Origin of the sequence: Methanoregula sp., from assembly GCA_041645435.1 — an archaeon.
Taxonomy (GTDB): Archaea; Halobacteriota; Methanomicrobia; order Methanomicrobiales; family Methanospirillaceae; genus Methanoregula.
Genome location: JBAZQB010000001.1, coordinates 329,395 through 349,650, shown reverse-complemented (window position 1 = coordinate 349,650; position 20,256 = coordinate 329,395). Strand labels below are relative to the sequence as shown.

Annotated in this window: 13 protein-coding genes; 7 read left to right on the top strand and 6 right to left on the bottom strand. The window is 46.7% G+C overall.

Annotation, left to right across the window (positions count from 1 at the left end):
- Positions 1 to 17: 17 nt before the first annotated feature.
- The gene (ppdK, locus tag WC593_01665; protein MFA4823845.1) at positions 18 to 2,792 is read left to right on the top strand and encodes a pyruvate, phosphate dikinase; all 2,775 of its coding nucleotides are present in this window, start codon (positions 18 to 20) and stop codon (positions 2,790 to 2,792) included.
- A gap of 187 nt (positions 2,793 to 2,979) precedes the next feature.
- Here ppdK and glgP read toward each other — a convergent pair whose 3' ends face one another.
- A complete protein-coding gene (gene glgP / locus WC593_01660) occupies positions 2,980 to 5,136 on the bottom strand; it encodes an alpha-glucan family phosphorylase (protein ID MFA4823844.1) in 2,157 nt (718 codons plus the stop codon).
- Positions 5,137 to 5,535: 399 nt separating this feature from the next.
- Between glgP and WC593_01655 the strand changes: the two genes are divergently transcribed.
- The 6 genes from WC593_01655 (at position 5,536) to WC593_01630 (ending at position 12,842) form a co-directional block, all read left to right on the top strand.
- Entirely contained in the window at positions 5,536 to 6,786 is a 1,251-nt protein-coding gene (locus WC593_01655) for an ADP-dependent glucokinase/phosphofructokinase (GenBank protein ID MFA4823843.1), read from the top strand.
- Positions 6,787 to 7,103: 317 nt separating this feature from the next.
- A complete protein-coding gene (locus WC593_01650; GenBank protein MFA4823842.1) occupies positions 7,104 to 8,558 on the top strand; it encodes an alpha-amylase in 1,455 nt (484 codons plus the stop codon).
- 20 nt (positions 8,559 to 8,578) lie between these two features.
- A complete protein-coding gene (locus WC593_01645) occupies positions 8,579 to 9,682 on the top strand; it encodes a glycosyltransferase family 4 protein (GenBank protein MFA4823841.1) in 1,104 nt (367 codons plus the stop codon).
- A gap of 227 nt (positions 9,683 to 9,909) precedes the next feature.
- Positions 9,910 to 10,872 carry a phosphoribulokinase gene (locus WC593_01640; GenBank protein MFA4823840.1) on the top strand — a complete coding sequence of 321 codons (963 nt, stop codon included), beginning with the start codon at positions 9,910 to 9,912 and terminating at the stop codon, positions 10,870 to 10,872.
- A 174-nt stretch (positions 10,873 to 11,046) separates the two neighbouring features.
- Complete coding sequence (locus WC593_01635) at positions 11,047 to 12,087, top strand: ATP-dependent 6-phosphofructokinase (protein ID MFA4823839.1); 1,041 nt, start codon at positions 11,047 to 11,049, stop codon at positions 12,085 to 12,087.
- Positions 12,084 to 12,842, top strand: a complete 759-nt coding sequence (locus tag WC593_01630; GenBank protein MFA4823838.1) for a glucose-6-phosphate isomerase family protein — start codon at positions 12,084 to 12,086, stop codon at positions 12,840 to 12,842. The genes WC593_01635 and WC593_01630 overlap by 4 nt, the downstream gene beginning before the upstream one ends.
- Positions 12,843 to 12,924: 82 nt before the next feature.
- Here WC593_01630 and malQ read toward each other — a convergent pair whose 3' ends face one another.
- The 5 genes from malQ to WC593_01605 all read right to left on the bottom strand — a co-directional run bounded on the left by malQ (position 12,925) and on the right by WC593_01605 (position 20,140).
- Positions 12,925 to 14,424 (bottom strand): 4-alpha-glucanotransferase, encoded by a 1,500-nt coding sequence (gene malQ, locus WC593_01625; protein ID MFA4823837.1) that lies wholly within the window; start codon positions 14,422 to 14,424, stop codon positions 12,925 to 12,927.
- Positions 14,425 to 14,512: 88 nt separating this feature from the next.
- Positions 14,513 to 17,017 (bottom strand): DUF3536 domain-containing protein, encoded by a 2,505-nt coding sequence (locus WC593_01620; GenBank protein ID MFA4823836.1) that lies wholly within the window; start codon positions 17,015 to 17,017, stop codon positions 14,513 to 14,515.
- A gap of 582 nt (positions 17,018 to 17,599) precedes the next feature.
- Entirely contained in the window at positions 17,600 to 17,788 is a 189-nt protein-coding gene (locus tag WC593_01615; GenBank protein MFA4823835.1) for a hypothetical protein, read from the bottom strand.
- Positions 17,789 to 17,817: 29 nt separating this feature from the next.
- Positions 17,818 to 18,069, bottom strand: coding sequence for a hypothetical protein (locus tag WC593_01610; protein MFA4823834.1), 252 nt, complete (start codon positions 18,067 to 18,069; stop codon positions 17,818 to 17,820).
- A gap of 223 nt (positions 18,070 to 18,292) precedes the next feature.
- The gene (locus tag WC593_01605) at positions 18,293 to 20,140 is read right to left on the bottom strand and encodes an OB-fold nucleic acid binding domain-containing protein (GenBank protein ID MFA4823833.1); all 1,848 of its coding nucleotides are present in this window, start codon (positions 20,138 to 20,140) and stop codon (positions 18,293 to 18,295) included.
- Positions 20,141 to 20,256 lie beyond the last annotated feature (116 nt).

Genomic DNA, 20,256 nt, shown 5'->3' with positions numbered 1-20,256 from the left:
ATTTTAAGGAGAAGATCATGAACAAGAAATGGGTATATACCTTCACCGAAGGCGATGGCAAGAACAAGAAACTTCTGGGCGGTAAAGGCGCAAACCTGTGCGAAATGACGCAGATTGGGCTTAAGGTGCCACCCGGTTTTGTGATTACAACTGAAGCCTGTCTCGCCGTTGTGAATGATCCTAAGAAAGAACTCCCGCAAGGAATGATGGAACAGGTGCATACCCATCTTGCGGAAGTAGAACGCAAAAGCAAGCATGTTTTTGGGGGGCGAAACAACCCCCTCTTGATATCGGTTCGTTCCGGTTCAGCCATATCCATGCCGGGCATGATGGATACCATCCTTAATCTGGGTCTCAATGCTGATACGCTTCAGGGTCTCATCGCCCAGACCGGTAATGAACGATTCTGTTACGATGCCTACCGGCGATTTATTCAGCTCTTTGGGAAAGTCGCGCTTGGAGTGCCGGAAGCGGAGTTCGATGCGGAGTTTGAAGCAATTAAGCAGAAAGCCGGTGCAAAACATGACGTAGATCTCTCTTCGCATGACCTCGCTGAAATCTCGGAGCGGTTCTTAAAGGTAGTTCACCGCAATACCGGTAAACCCTTCCCCTTTGAACCTTATGAACAACTGGAGATTGCCATCAGGGCTGTTTTCAACTCATGGAGTGGTAAACGCGCTGTAGATTACCGCAGGGAGTTCAAAATCACGCCCGATATGGCCAACGGTACTGCTGTAAATGTTATGCAGATGGTATTTGGCAACATGGGCAACGATTCTGCTACTGGCGTTGGTTTCACCCGCGATCCTGGTACGGGCGAGAACGTGATGTTCGGGGAGTACCTGGTAAATGCACAGGGAGAGGATGTTGTTGCCGGTATCCGGACCCCAAAGCCGCTTGCAGCAATGGCCGATGAGATGCCGGGCATTTACCGGGAACTTCAGGTATTGCATAAAATACTAGAAGCCCACTATAAGGAAGTTCAGGATTTCGAATTCACTATAGAAAAAGGTGTGCTCTACCTCTTGCAGACAAGAAATGGCAAGATGAACGCTTCTGCACTGGTGCGTACGTCCGTTGAAATGGTAAAAGAAGGGCTCATCGATAAATCCCACGCAATTCTTCGCATCCAGCCGGAAATGCTTGACCAGATGCTCTTCCCCCGTATAGATCCCCGGGTTACTGAAAAGCCCATTGCAAAAGGACTGCCAGCATCTCCGGGAGTGGCGGTTGGTATTGCAGTGTTCGATGCTGACCGGGCGGAACAGATGGGGCGGACTGGTGAGCGCGTTATCCTCGTTCGGGAAGAAACCAAACCTGAGGACATTCACGGATTCTTTGCCTCACAGGGTATCCTTACAAGCCGTGGGGGTAAGACATCCCATGCTGCTGTTGTAGCGCGGGGGATGGGAAAGCCCTGCGTATCCGGTGCCGAGGGGATCCACGTTAACGTCCGCATGCGCCAGGCAAGGGCTGGTGACCAGGAATTTGGTGAGGGCGCATTGATTACCATCGATGGTACTACCGGCGCTGTTTATCTTGGAGAGGTTGCAATGATCGAGGCGGAATTCTCACAGGAACTCAACACCCTGCTGTCCTGGGGAGATGAAATGGCCCGGCTCGGTGTCATGGCCAATGCGGACACTCCAGATGACGCAGCACGAGCGGTTAAGTTTGGCGCGGCAGGAATTGGATTGTGCCGTACCGAGCGCATGTTCAATGGTACCGAGCGTTTACCCATCATGGTGGAGATGATCGTTGCTGAGACAAAAGCCGACCGTCAGGCAGCTCTTGATAAACTTCTGCCAATACAGCGCGAGGACTTCAATGGAATCTTCAAGGTCATGTCTCCCCGCCCGGTTACTATCCGCCTCTTAGATCCACCCATCCATGAGTTCCTGCCAACGGAAAACCTGCTTGTAGACGATATCGAACATCTCCGTCACCTTCGCGAGATCCTGCGGGGCATGCAGGTGCTTTCAGAAGCAGTCACGTTTATGAATCATACACGGGATACAAAACCACAGGTGCAAAAATTTACCGACCCGGTTCTGGTTGATGAGGCGATTGTGAAAAAAGAGGCAATTTTAAGGAAAGTCCGCGCCCTGCATGAGGTAAATCCCATGCTCGGTCACCGGGGAGTCCGGCTCGGCCTTACTTTTCCCGAAATCTACACCATGCAGATCAGGGCCATTCTCGAAGCTGCAGCCGAGTGCCAGAAAGCGGGTATCAGCGTTCACCCGGAGATCATGGTGCCTCAGGTATGCACCGCCCAGGAACTCAAGCAGGTAAAAGTGTGGGTTGACGAGATCCGAAGGGATGTAGAATCGAACTATAAGGTAAAACTTGACTTTAAGTTCGGCTCCATGCTCGAAGTGGTCCGTGCCTGTATGCGCGCGGACAATCTCGCGGAACAGGCAGAATTCTTCTCATTTGGGACAAACGATCTGACTCAGGCCACGTTCTCCTTCTCGCGCGAAGATGCAGAGAACAAGTTCCTGCCAATGTATAACCAGAAAGGTATCCTTCAGGATAACCCGTTTGAGGTACTGGATGTCAAGGGGGTAGGACGACTTATGGAACAGGCTGTGAAATGGGGACGACACACCCGTCCGGACATGAAGATGGGGATCTGTGGGGAACATGGTGGCCATCCAGCCTCAATACGGTTCTGTCATAAGATTGGCCTGACCTACGTCTCCTGTTCCGGTCCCCGTATCCCTATCGCACGGCTCGCAGCAGCCCAGGCTGCGATTCTCGATGGTGAAAAAATTGCAGACAAGACCGTCTGATCTCCTCTTTTTTTTTACTATGATACATTATGTCCTGCGGGTCTTTCCGTACCTATACGAGTACATATATTCTGTTTTTACTGCTTTTATTCGAAGATAATATTGAGTGAAGCAAGAGGGAAATTAAAAGAATAGTGAAATAGGAAAAATGGATCAAATATCCACTCATTTATCTTTTTGAATAAGTTCATTTATTATATTTCGCTGCGAGTACAAGTGCCGGGTCATATCCGTTTCTGACATATTCCTTAAGCATCCTTTTTGCAGAAAACCGGGGTGCTGTGCTTCGTATTGTCTCCTTCATTTTTTTCACCCACATGTGGGGGATTCCATCATCCGAAAGGGTGTAATACATCGGGACAACCTCGCGTTCAAGCAGATTATAGAGTTGTTCAGCATCGCCCCGGTCCCGGTTCTGACCGGGGGCTGTATCTCCAAATGCCCAGCCGTTCTTCCCGTTATATCCCTCAATCCACCAGCCATCGAGAACACTCATGTGAAGGACACCGTTTAACGATGCTTTCATACCGCTTGTCCCACAGGCTTCCAGAGGGGGGACCGGGTTGTTGAGCCAGACATCAACACCATGAACAAGATACTGCGCCATCTGTTCTCCATAATCCTCAACAAAGGCAATTCTCCCTCCAAAGTCCTGCTGGTGGGCATACTTGTATATCTTCTGGATAATCCGTTTTCCCTCTTCGTCAGCAGGGTGTGCTTTTCCCGCAAAGACGAACTGCACCGGCATCCACCGGTTGTTAACGATCCTCTTGAGCCGGTCGATATCCTGGAAAATGAGGTCAGCACGTTTATATGTTGAAAATCTGCGGGCGAATCCAATCGTAAGCGCATAGGGATCGAGAAGTGCTCCACCGGTTATTACGTTAATAGGATCAGTACCCTCTCCGCCCCATTTACGGCGTTTAAACTCCCGTATCCTGTTGACCAGTTTTCTTTTCAGCTGGGTATGAACCTCCCATAATTCTTCATCCGGAATTTCATGGATCATCTCCCATATGAGCGGGTTGTCATGATCGGTCAGCCAGTTCGGGCATGAAGGTGAGAAATATTTGTTCAACAGGAGTTGCATTTTAGGGTCGAGCCATGTCGGCACATGAATGCCATTTGTTATATGATGGATAGGGATTTTCTCTTTTAAAAGATCTGGCCAGAGTGGCTGCCACATCTCCCGGGCAACCTCACCATGCTTTTTGCTCACACCATTTTTGAAGGCACACATTTTTAATGCAAATGCGGTCATGTTGAACAACTCCCCATGATCCCTGGAAGAATGGCCCAACTCAAGGAAGGTTTGCCGGTCGATATCAAGGAGGGGAAAATAATGGGAGAAATATTTATCCATAAGGGGGTAGGGAAATGCATCATGGCCTGCGGGTACCGGGGTATGTGTAGTAAAGATACTTGTTTCGCGCACCTTTTTTGATGCGTCTTCAAAACTCATTTTATCGCCAATTTGTTCCCGTATCCGTTCAAGCAGTGCAAATGCGGGATGCCCTTCATTCAGATGAACAATGGAGGGACGTATGCCCAGAATGTCCAGGACATAACTACCACCAATTCCCAGTACAATTTCCTGTCTAAGTCTCAATTCGTTATCGCCGGTATAGAGGCGGTACGAGATCATACGGTTAACCGGATCATTCTCTTTGATATCCGTATCGAGAAGATACAGAGGTATGTTTCCGACATCTACTCTCCAGACTGCAACATAGATTGGAGGATCGATATAGGGTACCCGCGCCAGCAGCTGGGTATCGTGATTATACATAACTCGTTTGATCGGTGCGGCATCCCTGTTCAGGAGTTCATTGATATCCTCCTGCCAGCCATCAGAGCCAATATGCTGGTGAAGATATCCCTCCGAGTACATGAAACCGACCGCAACCAGCGGCAGACCAAGATCACTGGATTCTTTCAAGTGGTCGCCGGCAAGAAAACCAAGCCCCCCGGCATAGAACGGGAGGGAGTGCTGGAGACCATATTCCGCAGAGAAGTAGGCAATGGTGAGACCATTATTATTCGAGAAATGCTCGGTAAACCAGCTGTTTTTCTGGCTCATTTCCTGACGGAAGCGTGCCATTACAAGGTCGTAATGCCGGAGATACTGGGGGTTTTTCGATGCGGCGATCAGGGTTTCTTCGGGCAGTTCCCGCAGCATTTTTACAGGATTATGGATACTTTCTATCCATGCCTGAGGGTTCAGGGTTTTAAAAACCATTTTTACCGCTGGATTCCAGCTCCACCAGAGATTGTACGCAAGATCGATGAGCCCTGAAATACGATCCGGTACATGCGGAAAATCCTTATTGGTAATATCGGCCACAATACTCCTCAGTGATTGAGTAGTGGTTTCATTTCCTTTAAAAACTATCGCAAAAAATGCTTAAAACAATTCAGGATTGTTCTTTGTAATTCTAAAAAAGATATGATCCAAGCATTGAATAAAAAGCTCATATATTTTCAGGAATGAAAAACCGGGTGGCATTTTTTCAAGAGGGAAAAAATAAGATTAGGTGGAATCGGTAAGATGGGATTATTTCCTCATTCTTCCATTGACGATAGACACCGCCACCAAATCATGGCACATTTTAAGGCAGTTCAACAACCGGATTCATTAAAAAAATCAATTAAGTAATAAACACAGCAAAATGTTAACTACACCATTTTCAACAAAACAATTGAAATCCGACAACGCCAAAAGACAGTTCAGGGGTACTCTTGCATGGATAACAAGATGTGGCAAAAACTCTATGATGATGTGAGTTCAGGAATCCCAAACCCCGCTATTGTCGGATTCAATGTGAATCTTGATCGCATCATCACAGTGACCCCAGAATTACTTAATTCTCCGCTCTTCAATCAGCCAATACTGTCTGAACTCCGGTCCCGCCTCCTGCATTCCATGTATACCTGCACTGCCGAAGAGTGGTTCGTGGCCGATCTCCAGATATACCGGCAGTTTACCCGCTTATTTGCCGATATCGGCCACCTCTCCATTGGCGGACAGGCAGGTATTGCAGCAGTTCATCTGGCATCGATTGGTATTTCGGATGTGCTCTGTATTGCTCATTCCCTGGGGCCGGAAACCCGAAAAATCCTTGAAAAATCCGGGGTTCATCTTTTGGATCTCAAAGGAGGCAGCAAAGATTGTCCCGATACCATTCATCTAGTCTTCGAATACTCTCCGGGCATTGTACCGACGGCTGATGGAATAATGCCGCGAAATAATCGATTTATTGCTTCCCCGGCTCATTCACCGAAGTCGATACTGTTACCAGATGATAGAAGCGATGCGTTCAGTGCAGCGATCGCTCAGTACAACCGTGCATTTCTCTCAGGATACCAGTACCTTCATACCGATAAAGAATTTCGGCGGGCGGCAGATCAGATCCTGCTCATTAAAAAGAATAACAACCAGATGCGAATCCATGTGGAATGCGTATCGGTAACCGATACTGGTGTTATTAATGGTTTTATCCGTCATATTCTGCCTGTATCGGACAGCATCGGACTCAATGAACATGAGCTCGTATTACTTCTTCATTGTCTGGAATCTCCGGAAGATGAACCGGGAGGTTTTAAGATTTTATCTCCGGTTCAACAGGTACAAGGGGCACTGCTAATCTGTAAAAAATGTGGCATCAAACGCCTTCACCTTCACACATTTGGGTATTATGTGCAGGTTCTCAGAAATGATTGTGCACACCCTCAGGCATCACTCAATGCCCTGCTCTTTGCTTCTCGAGCAGTCGCTCAGGCTGCTCAGGGAACAGATACGGAAATTTCTCCAGTCGGTATCTTTGCATATGACGAGGTCGATGAGATATTCGGGCCCCAAATCGCTCCGGGAATCTTTCAAAATAGCACGCATACGATTGTTATGATCCCAACAATTATTGCAAAGGATATTAGGAAATCTTCCGGGCTCGGTGACATCCTTTCATCCAGCGCTTTTGTTGCTGACACATTCTGAACGAAATCCTTGCCAGTCACCCAAATGCTCCTGTTCGCAGATTAAAAACGAAATGCAATCAATGCATTTTTGTGTGAGATGCATTTTCATTTTTTATTATGTTTTGCACGTATAATAGTGGAAAGATATATATTTTATCTACGGGCATTGTTGTAATACCCAAAAAAGGAACGATCCAAAATTTTTATGAACAAGAATTCCACCCGACCTAATCATCAAAACACAGAAAAACCTTGTAATAACCGATTCATTTAGTTGATCCTGTTAATCGAGCATCAGGTGGATTGTCCCTTTTTTCTGAAGAGGAAGTATTTGCCATGCCACCAATCTGTATCGGATTCGAAGTTCACCAGCCCTATCGGCTGAACCGGCAGTTTGAACCAGATCCAAAGATGAAAAAGAAAGATCTGTTTGATCGCTATTTTGACGGTCTGAATAAAGAAATACTCATACGGGTAGCAGAAAAGTGCTATAATCCAGCAACCAGAATTATTCTTGAAAAACTCGATAATGGTTTTTCCTGCTCTTTTTCCTTGTCGGGGATACTCATTGAGCAACTGGAAAAATGGAGCAAGGATACCCTCTCCCTCTTCGAACAGGTGGCACGGCATAAGAACAGCGAGATGATAGGGCAGACTTACTATCACAGTATTGCCAGTTGTTTTCATGATAAAACTGAATTCAAGGAACAAGTCAGGCTTCACTCGGATCTGATGTATAACCTGTTCAAAGTCAGACCAACAATTTTTGAAAATACAGAATTCACATTTAATAATGATATTGCCACCACGACAAAAGAGATGGATTTCTCGGGAATCTTTACTGAAGGTGTGGATCGTATACTCGGGTGGCGTAGTCCGAATTATGTGTACACCTGTCAGGGTATTCCTGTGATGCTTCGCAACACCCGGTTTTCTGATGACATTGCATTCCGCTTTGCCAACCGCACATGGGATATGTACCCACTGACAGCCGATACCTATGCCCAATGGATTGCCTCATCTCAAGGGGATGTAATCAATGTTTTCCTCGATTACGAAACCTTTGGCGAGCACTTCTGGCAGGAAACAGGGATATTTAACTTCTTAAACTTCCTTCCTGACGAACTTGCAAAACAAGGTGTAGAATCGATCCTGCCATCAGACTGCATCTCCCGTTTTTCTCCCTCTGGCGAGATAGATGTACGGGAGACAATTTCCTGGGCGGACCTTGAAAAAGATACTTCCGCATGGATGGGAAACGATCGACAGCGTGCAGCTTTTCATGCAGTCCAGCTGGCACGACCCTATGCCATTGACAAACCGATCTGGAGATATCTCCAGACGAGTGACCATTTCTATTACATGGCTTCCAAATACGGGACCTGCGGAGAAGTTCACACCTATTTCAGTCACCACGAAGCTGATGACGCATTCAAAACCTACATGAAAGTTCTGGCAGATTATGAATTGCGAAATATCCGCGTGATGAAAAACCGGAAGTCTGCCAAAACACTGCGAACCCTGGCTCCTGAACAGGCATTTCATTTCGCCGGACCTTCAGGGTTCATCGGGCATACAGCCTATAATCTTGACCAGTTTGAAGAACTGCTTTACATCGTGCCTAAGGATTCGATCCAGTTCCACCAGGAACGAGGCGATTTCTCCTTATGGATAACAGATATTCTCGAAGATCCACGTCTTGCAGAGAGTATTGCCGGTATAAACGAGCGCCATGATCTGGCTCAAGTCATAAAAGAGCGGAGGGAACTGCTGTGGAGTCACTTAAAATAGCCTTTTTCTGCTGGGAATCTATGTACGCAGAACGCGTTGGCGGGCTTGCCAATGCGGCAACCAATCTTGCAGAAACATTAGTGAAACAGCAGCACGAAGTTCATTTTTTTACCCGGGGAAAGATGCCCGATCAGACCATCAAAGGTGTCAATTATCATTATTGTGAGCCCGCCGGAAAAAACATTGTAGAATATTGCGATGCCATGAGCAGAGCGATGGTAGATCAGTTCAAGAAATTTGATACCCCCCATCGGTTTGATTATCTTCACTTCCATGACTGGCACGTTGTGCAGGCTCTTCATTACCTTCAGGACAGGAATACCATTCTCACCTATCATTCTACAGAATACGGGAGAAATGGCAACCAGTTTGGGGACTGGTGGGAATTCAAAGAGATCTCCGGAAAGGAGTGGTATGGCGGATTGATTGCAAAACGGGTGACTGCGGTATCGGCAACACTCAAAAACGAAGTGATGAAGTTATATAACATACCCTTCGACAAATGCGACGTCATTCCAAACGGAGTAGTCCCACGTGAATATAAAACAAATATCGATCCAGGTGAAGTGAAACGGGCATATGGAATCCATCCCTATGCTCCCATGGTCCTGTTTATTGGCAGACTCGTTTTCCAGAAAGGCCCGGATTTATTTATTGAGGCGATACGGAATGTCTGCCAGTACCGCTGGGATGCAAAAGTGATTGTAGCCGGTGATGGGGGGATGCGACAGCTCCTGGAGGAACGTTCAAAGGATCTGCCGGTGAACTTTGTTGGCTATATACCTGATACGGAGTATATCCGATTGTTAAATGCCGCAGATATTGTCGTAATTCCCAGTCGCAATGAGCCGTTTGGCCTCGTGCTTCTCGAGGCATGGAGTGCTGAAAAATGTGTTGTGGCATGTAATGTTGGTGGACTTTCAGAGAATATCGACGCGTTTGTGAACGGTGTAAAGGTTGAAGTGAACCCGGAATCCCTTGCCTGGGGTATCAATACCATGATTGATGATCCCTGGACTGCTGAAGCTCTGGGGAAACGGGGGAGTAAGAAAGTAAAACGGATCTTTCTCTGGGGTCCTATAGTAAAAGGACTAACCGAAACGTATGCCCGTACAGTCTCATAAAATAAAGGATATTGCATTGGACGGGCTCTCCACTTTTTTGGTTTGATACAGTAAAAATTTCCTGAAGGGCAGACAGATGATAGATTTTACGAATATTTCTCAGAATTATTTATCGGCCCATTGCTTACACCAATCGTACCAGAATCGGGAATCACTGAATTACCACAGGGATCTGATGAAAATGCCGGATGCTTTTTACCAGATACAAGACCATAGAGGAATTACGCATGCATCATCCGAACTTTAAGGACACGATTGCAGCATCGCCGTATATATTTACCCTTGGGGTTGCCGGTGACAGTGGTTCAGGAAAGACTACCTTTACCCAGGGTGTGCGGAGCATCTTTGGCGATGATCTTGTTTCAACAATCACGCTTGACGATTATCACAGTCTGGACCGGGACGGGCGCAAGGAGCAGGGGATCACGGCTTTGAACCCAAAGGCAAACCGTATTGAGCGGCTCGAACAGGATCTCATCTCCCTGAAACGGGGGGTCCCGGTCGAAAAACCGTCTTACAACCATACTACGGGCAAATTCGACCCACCGGCCATCTTCTTTCCAAAGAAGATCCTCATCCTTGAAGGACTGCACACGTTGTTCACGCCGACACTGAGAAAATATCTCGATTTTACCCTTTTTGTGGATCCGGTAAATCAGGTGAAGTATGACTGGAAGATCCTAAGGGATGTAAACAAGCGGGGGTATTCCCGCGAAGCAGTCCTTCGGGAAATTGCAGAACGGGAACCGGAGTATGAACGTTATATCGCCCCCCAGAAGGAATATGCGGATGCCGTAATAAGTATCGATTATTCCCGGTACGGGCAGCAGTTAGGCAAGGAACGGAATGTGTATAAGATCACCCTCTCCCAGAACCGGATGAAGCAGAGTATTGAAAATATCGATCTCTCATTAGACCTGTATTCTATCCTCTCATTATCCGAGCGAAATTTCTCACTGGAGTTTGTGACCAGTGAGCAGGATGGTCACAAGATGGGTCAGCTGATTAGTGACGGGGAATTGAGTGAGCATGTTGTGAAAAAACTTGAACACAGCATTGAAGAACAGACCCGGGTTCATCCCATATCTATCTTCAATAACCGTTCCTACGTAACCGCAGGAGATCTTGTCCAGCTGATTCTTTGCTGGCGCATAATTCATCGCCGCATTTTCATGGAAAGCTGTAGGTAATACCATTCAAAAGGATCCCTGCATACAAAAAGACCATAACCTGTGAATGAAAAGGAAAGTGTAGGAGACTCTCATGAAAAAAGATGCACCATTCAAAAACCCGCTTGATGTGCCTATCGATCCTCATGCAGATATATCGGATCAGGGTACCCTGAACTCAGGAGTTGTCACGGTATGAAAACCATAGGGGTCCTGACCGGAGGTGGTGACTGTCCCGGGCTTAACGCGGTGATACGGGCTGTGGAGAGAGCGGGAGTGAAATATGACTTTGAAACGCTCGGTATCCGGAACGGGTGGCAGGGCCTCATTGATGGGGATGTTGAACCGCTTACCGATTTCTCTGTTTCTGGAATCCTTCCCAAGGGTGGAACGATCCTTGGTACATCCCGCACGAACCCGCTCAAAAAAACATCGGATTTCCAGAAGATCAAAGCCAATATAAAAAAATACGGCATTCATGCGCTGGTAGTCATTGGCGGTGACGGGACCCTTTCTGCAGCCCGTGATGTGGCAAAGCAGGGAATTCCTGTTGTGGGTATTCCCAAAACTATTGATAATGATATCTGCGGAACCGATGTGACATTCGGCTTTGACACTGCGGTTGCTACGGTAACTGAAGCGATCGACCGCCTTCACACTACAGCTGAGTCACACCACCGGATCATCGTTGTTGAGGTGATGGGGCGAAATGTTGGGTGGATCGCAGTCATGGCTGGAATTGCCGGGGGAGCGGACGAGATCCTGATCCCGGAAGTGCACTTTACCATGGATGCGGTTTGTAAAAAATTACAGGACCGGTACGATGCAGGGAAAAAATTTTCAATTGTTGTAATTGCAGAAGGTGCTCATGAGCAGGATCTCGGGATGCCCTCCGTTCCCGTGAATGAACGGGACGAATGTGGCCATGAGAAGTTTGTGGGGGTGGGAAATATTCTTGGGAAAGAACTGGAGCGTCGTCTGGGTATTGAGACACGCGTCACCATTCTCGGGCATGTCCAGCGAGGCGGATCGCCAACCGCATATGATCGTGTTCTTGCCACACGGTTTGGTGTTGCAGCAGTCCAGCTTGTACACGCCGGTGATTTCGGGAAAATGGTTGCGTTACAGGGAAACCGTATCACCAGCATCTCTCTTGAATCCGCCGTTAACCAGCTAAAAACGGTGGACAAGGAGTTCTATGATTTGGCAATGATGGTAATCGGGGGTCGGAAATGAAAGGAAATTCTCGTTATCAAAAAGGCCTTCCGATCAATCCTGCATTTTCAGTTTGCTGGAATGGGCCCCTGCCCGAGCCCGCTGTCAGAACGGCAGAAGATCTCCGGGGGGTCCTGGCAAATCCCGGTTGTACCTGCACAGGACCTGTATATTATATGTACCGTGATGTTGCCCGATCTGCTGAAGACCGCAGCTGGCTTGCTAAACAGGATCTGCGATTCGATATCACGGTCATCCTCCCGCGTGAACTCTGCGGTGAATACAACAAGACCAAAGGGCATTATCACCCCGCTGATCCATCCGGCACCGGTTACCCGGAGATATACGAAGTTCTCGCTGGCGAGGCACATTACCTGATCCAGAACCATGATTGTTCTGATATAGTGATGATAGCGGCATGTGCCGGCGATATTGTTGTGGTTCCTCCGGGATATGGGCATGTGACCATCAACCCTACCCATTCTACCGTTCTCCAGATGGCAAACATTGTCTCCTCGCGTTTTTCCAGCAATTATCACAGCTATGAAGCGCAGAACGGGGCAGCTTTTTTTGAGTGGGTAAAAGAAGGGTTTGTAAAGAACCCGACCTACAGGAACCATCCGCATCTCCGGCTGGTAAAAGCGCAGCGCCTTGCGGATGTAAAGGATGCGATCCCTGACCCGCTCTATAATCTCATTGAAAACCGGGCCCCTGTCCTCGAATTTCTCAACCATCCAGAAAAGTTCGAATCATTATTCCGGCAACTCTATCCGTAAAAAACTTTTTAATAGGAAAATGGCTCAGCCATTCTTATGTACAAGTATACTTGTGGCCATCGGGAGCATGTGTTTTTTTGTTTCAGGATCTCCCAAAAATCCGCGTCATTTCGGCAAGATTTTGGGTCACGGGGGGAGTAATCTGGTTTTTTTCCATCTGCCATCTCCAGTTGCCCTCATCGGTTCCCGGACGGTTCATCCGGGATTTGTTTCCCAAGCAGAGAACATCCTGCAGGGGAAAGATTACCGTATCTGCAACTGACATCATGGCAAGCCGGATAAATTCTGAGGGTAATTGTTCTGCAGGTAGTTTCCGTCCCATATACTTTAAGAGTCTCATTCTCTCTTCCGGTGTAGCATCAGATTCGAGCCATCCCCGGGTTGTAGCGTTGTCATGGGTGCCGGTATAAAAGATACAATTTCGTTTCAGGTTATGCGGGGCATGCGGACTTTTGGATGGATCATCAGTAAAAGCAAAGAGAAGCACCCGCATGCCCGGAAGATTAAATCTGGCAATAAGTTCAGAGACATCTGGGGTAATAATCCCGAGATCTTCTGCGATGATGGGTAGATCGGTAAAACGTTTTTTCATCAGAGTTAATAATTTTTCACCCGGTGCCGGGATCCATTTCCCGTTTATTGCATTAGTTTCTCCGGCTGCCACTTCCCAGTATGCAACAAAACCCCGGAAGTGATCAATTCTTGTATAGTCAAATAAGGAGAGATTGTGCTCAACACGGCGTATCCACCAGGAAAAACCCTCTTTTTCATGTTCTTCCCAGCAATAGAGCGGATTTTTCCAGAGTTGTCCGGTTTTACTGAAATAATCCGGGGGGACTCCCGCCACAACGATTGGCAAAAGGTTGTCATCGAGCCGGAACAATGCCGGGTGTGCCCATACATCAGCGCTGTGATAATTAACATAAATCGGAATATCCCCGATCAGGCAGACACCTTTTTTTTTGGAGTATTTCTTCAGCGCCTGCCACTGTTTATAAAAAATATACTGGAGAAATTTTTCCTTATCAATCATTTTTTTAAGAGACAGGCGCATCGCATCCAGTGCCGAGGGATCGCGATATTTTATCTCCTCCGGCCAACTGCTCCAGCAGCTCCCCTTATAATGCCAATGTAACGATGTAAAAAGTGCAAAATCCTCAAGCCACCAGGAATTTTTCCTGCAGAACTCGTTATACACAATAAGTTCGGTTTTTTCCATCGTGAACCGATCATAAGCAAGTGATAAAATACCTTCTTTAAACCGAATCGCAGCATTAAAATCTACTGTGCCACAGGGAAATTCCGGAATTGCAGCAATCTCATTTTTATTAAAAAAACCGTCTCTGGCTATACAATCGGGGCTTATGAGCAGGGTATTGAATGCAAAGGCGGATGTACTGTGATACGGGGAATTATCATATTCCTGACGGGTAGGGTTTAAGGGGAGTATCTGCCAGTAACTCTGTTGTGCATCTGCAAGGAAATCCACAAACTGGTAGGCAGAGGGGCCGAGATCGCCGATGCCATATTCTGAAAAGAGAGAAGTAATGTGTAAAAGGATTCCGCTTCCTCTCCGTTTCACACAAGGTCCCCCGTTTTTTTCACAGAACAATGTCCAGTGCTGTCCCGGCAATCGCTCATTTCTGCAGATACTCCTCTGCCATCAGGTATCATGAGAATTTCACTCCCAGGTACCCTCCCAGCTCCTCAAACAGTCGCATCCATTGCTTTGCATAAATATCCCCCGATCCAGAAAGTGCCTGCATAGCTGCTGCTTTTTTTCGACCAATATGGAAATAGTCATTCTGGCATTCCCAAAGATTATATTTCAATGAAAGTGGGGACAACAGCCTGAAAACGATTGCGATCTTTTCCATAAGAATGAGATCGTCCGGGTTCTCATAAAGACGCTGCATGAGGTTAGTTAATGCAATGCTTGCAGTAAAATTGAGGCTTGGAGTATCCGGCTCAAATTTTCCCTTGGTCATTTCATCAACGAGGACTGCAAGTCGTTGTGTGTCGAGATTAGAATCGGAAAGAACTTTCTTGAGATCAAGATTGATAATATACCAGACAGGATTCTCAAGCACTTTTGGCGGGGGTATCTGCATCTCTTTCATGGCATGGAGAAGCGGGAAAAACTGGTTGTAGATGTGCCGGAATGCAGATTCCATATCTGCAAGAGTTGAGTCAAGAATTGCGTACAATACCTTCCTCTGCCCATCACGGAACAGATCCCAGAGTGAATAAAAACGAATGCCGTAGTGGTCTTCAAGGCAGAGAATCATCCTTGGGATATCACTTTTGGAAAAACCTTCCAGTAATTCATCCCGCATAGAAAAAAATGTCTTTTCATCGGGAAATTCTGTTGCCCCACCCATGAAATTATGGTTTCCTAGATGAAGAACGGCAAACATCAGGGTATTTTCTTCCCAGGTAATATCGGAATATAAAAAGACCTTCCCAATGGCAAGTTTAAGTTCTCCGGTTTCTTTCTTATTGTACGTCACGTTCTTCAGAGTATAATTTTTTATCCGTATCTTTTCCGGGGAATCGACAATCAACGATGTCAATGCATAGTGAAAACCTACCCTTGAAAGATCAACAACAGAGGTCTGGACGAAATTACGATACACTTGCGCTCCGTCCTTATATTCCGGTACATTACTGGGGGCATTTTTCAATATATAGATAAAATCCGGTTCAGGATCAATACCCGCGACCTCCCGTACAAGCTGCATTGCACGGCAGGCATAACGCAGTACCTGGACTGATTCTATCCCGGAAATATCATCAAAAAACCACCCGCAACTGGTATACATGAGCATACCATTTCTCTGGATCTCAAGCAGTTTGAGTACCTCGACCTTTTCTTTGTTTAAAAGTGTACGGGTCGCATGTTCTGAAAAGAACAATTCAATATTTTTGGGAGAACGGTTCAGGATGACATCAATATAATCATCCCGTGCCTGCCAGGGATCTGTTACAAACAAGCTCATTCTGTCTTCAAAGAGTGTCACCAGTGTCTGACGAAGCCAGTCCATGGCTTCCCGAAGCGGGGAACGCCATTTCTGTCGTGATAGAAGTGCACAACTTTTAACCGCGATTGGTTCATCCTTTGCAGTAGAATGGATAAACGGATTAGATGCAGTCATCTGGACAATTGAACCCGGGGTACAGCACCCACAGTCATCTCTCCAGCGTTCGATACCGTGAGTGCAGCTCCAGGATGTATTTTCAATTATTTCTACCAGATGGGTTGGCGGATTTTTACTCAGGTATTCTCCATAGATGGTTATCTGCGCAAGATTTTTTGATTCAATGAGATAGAGGGCATATGCAAGCGCCATATCCCCAAACCGATGGTGATGCCCATAAGTCTCCCCATCAGATGCAATATTTAACAGCCCGGACTGTTTTTGGTGCTGGGAAAAAAACCGCATCATCCTGTTGGCAAACACTTCACCATTTTCCAAAAGATTGGAAAACGCAATTTCCTGTGAAATGCCCTCATCATAGAAAAAGATGACAATCGATTCACCGGATGGTAACCGGCAGAGATACGGCATGGAACTGTCAATGCCCCCCCGGCTCACATCAGTCCATTGTGTATCATCGACCGGTTTTACCCGGTTGGCCTGTTTAGGAGAGAGAATGGTAAACTTGATTCCCTGTTCTGCAAGAATTTCCAAAGTTTCCAAGTCAACTGCCGTCTCGGGCAGCCACATTCCTTCAGGTTTTCGTTTGAACCGGAATTTGAAATCTTTAATCCCCCAGATTACCTGGGTATGTTTGTCCCTGTAGTTTGCAAGGGGCATAATAATATGATTGTAGACCTGTGCAATGGCAGAGCCATGACCGGAAAACCGTTTAATACTTTCTTTGTCCGCTTCTAGGATTGACAGATACAGTTCCTTGTTGTTCTGCTCTAACCAGGTAAGCAGGGTAGGGCCAAAATTAAAACTAATCTTTGCATAGTTATTGACAATGTCGATAATCTTCCGGTTCGAGTCAAGAATTCGGGACGCAGCATTGGGGGCATAGCATTCAGCGGTGATGCGTTCATTCCAGTCATGATAGGGATATGCAGAATCCTCTGTCTCAACTTCCTCAAGCCAGGGGTTTTCACGGGGAGGCTGGTAAAAATGGCCATGAATACAGACAAAACGACTCATTCCTTTATCCTCTCACAAAATCTCCCTGGTCAGACTGCAAATTTTTTAAGTATTCACCCATTCTCTTTTTTACCAGATAATAATCTTCCGTACGGGTTTTTTCTGAATTATTTTAAGACTTTTTAGTATGCAAAGGTAGTATGCACTTTTTGGATTGCCAAGTGTTCTGACAAATAGTGATCCTAGTCAGTGCAAAGAATACCTTTTTTTTGGGTCTTGGGGGGACAAACGGCGTATACCCGCAACCGGATAATCATAAATATCATCCGTCATTCACTTACGATAGTCATATTTTAAAAAAATTACTGTAAAATCGATGACCCCGTAACGAAAAAAGCATGGATAACGTGTCGGGTTAATTGGCTTTTGAAAAAAACTGCTCTGTAGAAAACATTTAGAAAACTCTGACGCTCTCGGGGGCTTCGCCCCCGCCACTGGGGCACCCCCCCATTGCGATGACAACGTATTACCTGTAACCTTACTCGGGTTATCGCACTGCGCCCGTCCCCCAACGGGGGACTGGTGGCACAAGAGGGGGGCTATCTATTACATGAAAAAACGGTTTTCTACAATGCAAAAAAACTAGAGTTTTTCAACGGTAATACGGATCCTATCACCTGCTTTTAAGATATGGCCTTTTGGGATGTCGATATTATACCAGAGAGCATTCGGGGTCTCTTGCGTGGGATCCTGTGACATCAGGCAGTCCTTATGGTCGTTTATATCTGCCACAAATTCGATCTCGGATTCGAATTCCAGAACTTTTGTCATGATAAAAGAGAGAGATTTTATGGATGGATTCAGCACACCCTTGGTGTGACCATCCATGTTGTACTGTTCGAATAGCTCCACCGTATGATGTCCAGTTCCTTGCAGTTATCTGCAAGGATCGCCATGTTGGTACCTACCTCTTTAGGTGATAACCCAAGGTCTTTGGCAATATATTTCGATTTGAAATAATGCTTGCCCAAGGTTATACCGGAATTGAGGTACTGGACGATCTTGTGCTGGGTCTCATTATACGTCTCACGTAACTTTTTGGTAGTTGACATGTTGTGCCTCAGCATTAGAAACTCATATAAATTAATTACTATATAAACTTATCTTTTTTGGAGGTCCCAAATCCTGTCTTTTTTCTTGTACTACATCATAATTCAGACCAGAAAGAATTTATCGGGCGTTCTGGTCGAGCTGTTTTTGAAAATGCAGATTTGCAGGCAGGTTTCGACTTTTACGGCGTTATTTACGCATAACTGACAATCATTATCCAAAAAATTATTGTTGAACCTGTGCATCAGCAATTTTGTTGATCAATGCTTCGATTACTACAGAGCGCATACCTTCAACAAATTTTATACTGCCCACTACCAAGTGTCCGCCACCGCTGATTCCGCCGCCCGGGATCTCGACACGTAATTCCCTGACCATTTTGGGGATATTCATCAGGACGCCACGGGATCGAAGCACAGCAAAATCCGGCCCAAACCCGATAGTAACAACGGGTTTACCTGCATTCTGCTGGCAGAGACGATCATGTACCTCACCGGAGGTTTTTCCCGGCGGGGGAAAGGTGAACTTGTGGGCATGGATCTCCACATCGAGAAGGAAGAGACGTGCATCATTTTTCAGGATACGGGGATCCACGTGAGCCATGCAGGCGCTCATCTGGTCTGCAATCATCGTATTTGCCCCATCGATAAGGAGGGTAAGGAGTTTTTTATGGCGCTCGGTATTTCCAGCAAGGTTTAAGATATCCTTTACAATCTCCCTGCCGTCATTAAACCGGAGCCAGAACTGCTCGTAATCGAGCGCGAGGGCAATATCCTTGCAGGCCTGTTCTGGGAAATTATCACGCACAAGTGCAAGATATAATGCCCGTTCGGGTGCCTCGCTCCGGTCCCCGACCGCTGCGACTGCCGGGAGATGGCGAATTAGCGGTTCGACTTTGGGGTTGATCAAACGTGCGACTTCTGTTCCGAGCATCCCGGCAGTGATCCCAAAATCTCCCCCGACATGATAAGGGTTGACATGAGCGAGAAGATACTTGTCAATGGTAGTATCCGGGTGGTGATGATCTATGACGACAAACGGGATATCGTAGACACTGGCGATCTTATACGAAGGTTCGTCTTCTTCGGTCGACCCATTATCGGTGAGGATCACAAGGGGCATCTTCTGGCCGAAACGGACATGATCTTTTAATGAGAAATCGAGGTCCCGCGTGATATCCTCAATCTCGTAAAACGGTGCTTTTGAAGGCGCTCGCTTGAATAAGAAATACTCTGCATCAAAATCACCGCCACTCTCGCGGATCAGTGAAACAACCGCCTGCTCGATTGCAACCGCTGAGCAGATGCCATCGGCATCCGCATGGTGCCGAAGGATGATCGGCTGAGAAGTGAAGACTGCTTTCCTGATGATCTTTGCAACCTTTTTCATCTCGGGACGGAGTTTCTCCATGACGTCACTCTGAACAAGGAGCGGGATATTCTCCGGTTCTGAACGGAGATCCAGAGCTTTTTCAATTCTTACTTTAACGACAGCCGCTTCTTCATCAGTGAGAATGGACAGACCGTCCACTTCAATCTGGAGCTGGCCATTTCTCATCATCACTTCTCCGATGAGCTTGACCATATCCCCCAGTTCCGCTTCCGGGTATGCCCGTACACCGGCTTCGATGAACGCGGCACCGTTCTGGGTACCCGTTTCGTCAACAATGGTAAATATGGTAGGACCGCTTGTCTGTTTGATCTGGGCGATCTCACCTTCGATAGCAACCGTCTTTCCAAGTTTTGAAGGAAGATCGATTATTCTTACAGTAGTGGATTTGCGCTCAACGTTCTGAACCTGGTAAACCTGGTACTGGACCTCTTCGAGATCAATATTACCGTTTGGCCGTACCTCGCGGACCTTGACCAGTACTGAATCGCGCTCCTTGTGTTCTGCCTTGACATTGCTCTTGTGCACAAGTCCCTTTATCCGGTCGTTTAACTGTACGAACATACCGAAAGTTGCAAAACCCTGCACCTTTCCCTGGTAGATATTTCCTGCTTCGACATCGGCAAGATCACAGCCGGTGCCGAGCCGGTAGACGAGCACATCGTTTGAATTGTTATTTTCCATTTTCTCTCACCACACACACAGCGAAACGGGCATTTTTGCCTTTTTTATTAATGCCACGCAATTGGATACTGCTCTGTATATTCATGAATGGGTGTCTGAAGATTAAATTTGCTTGT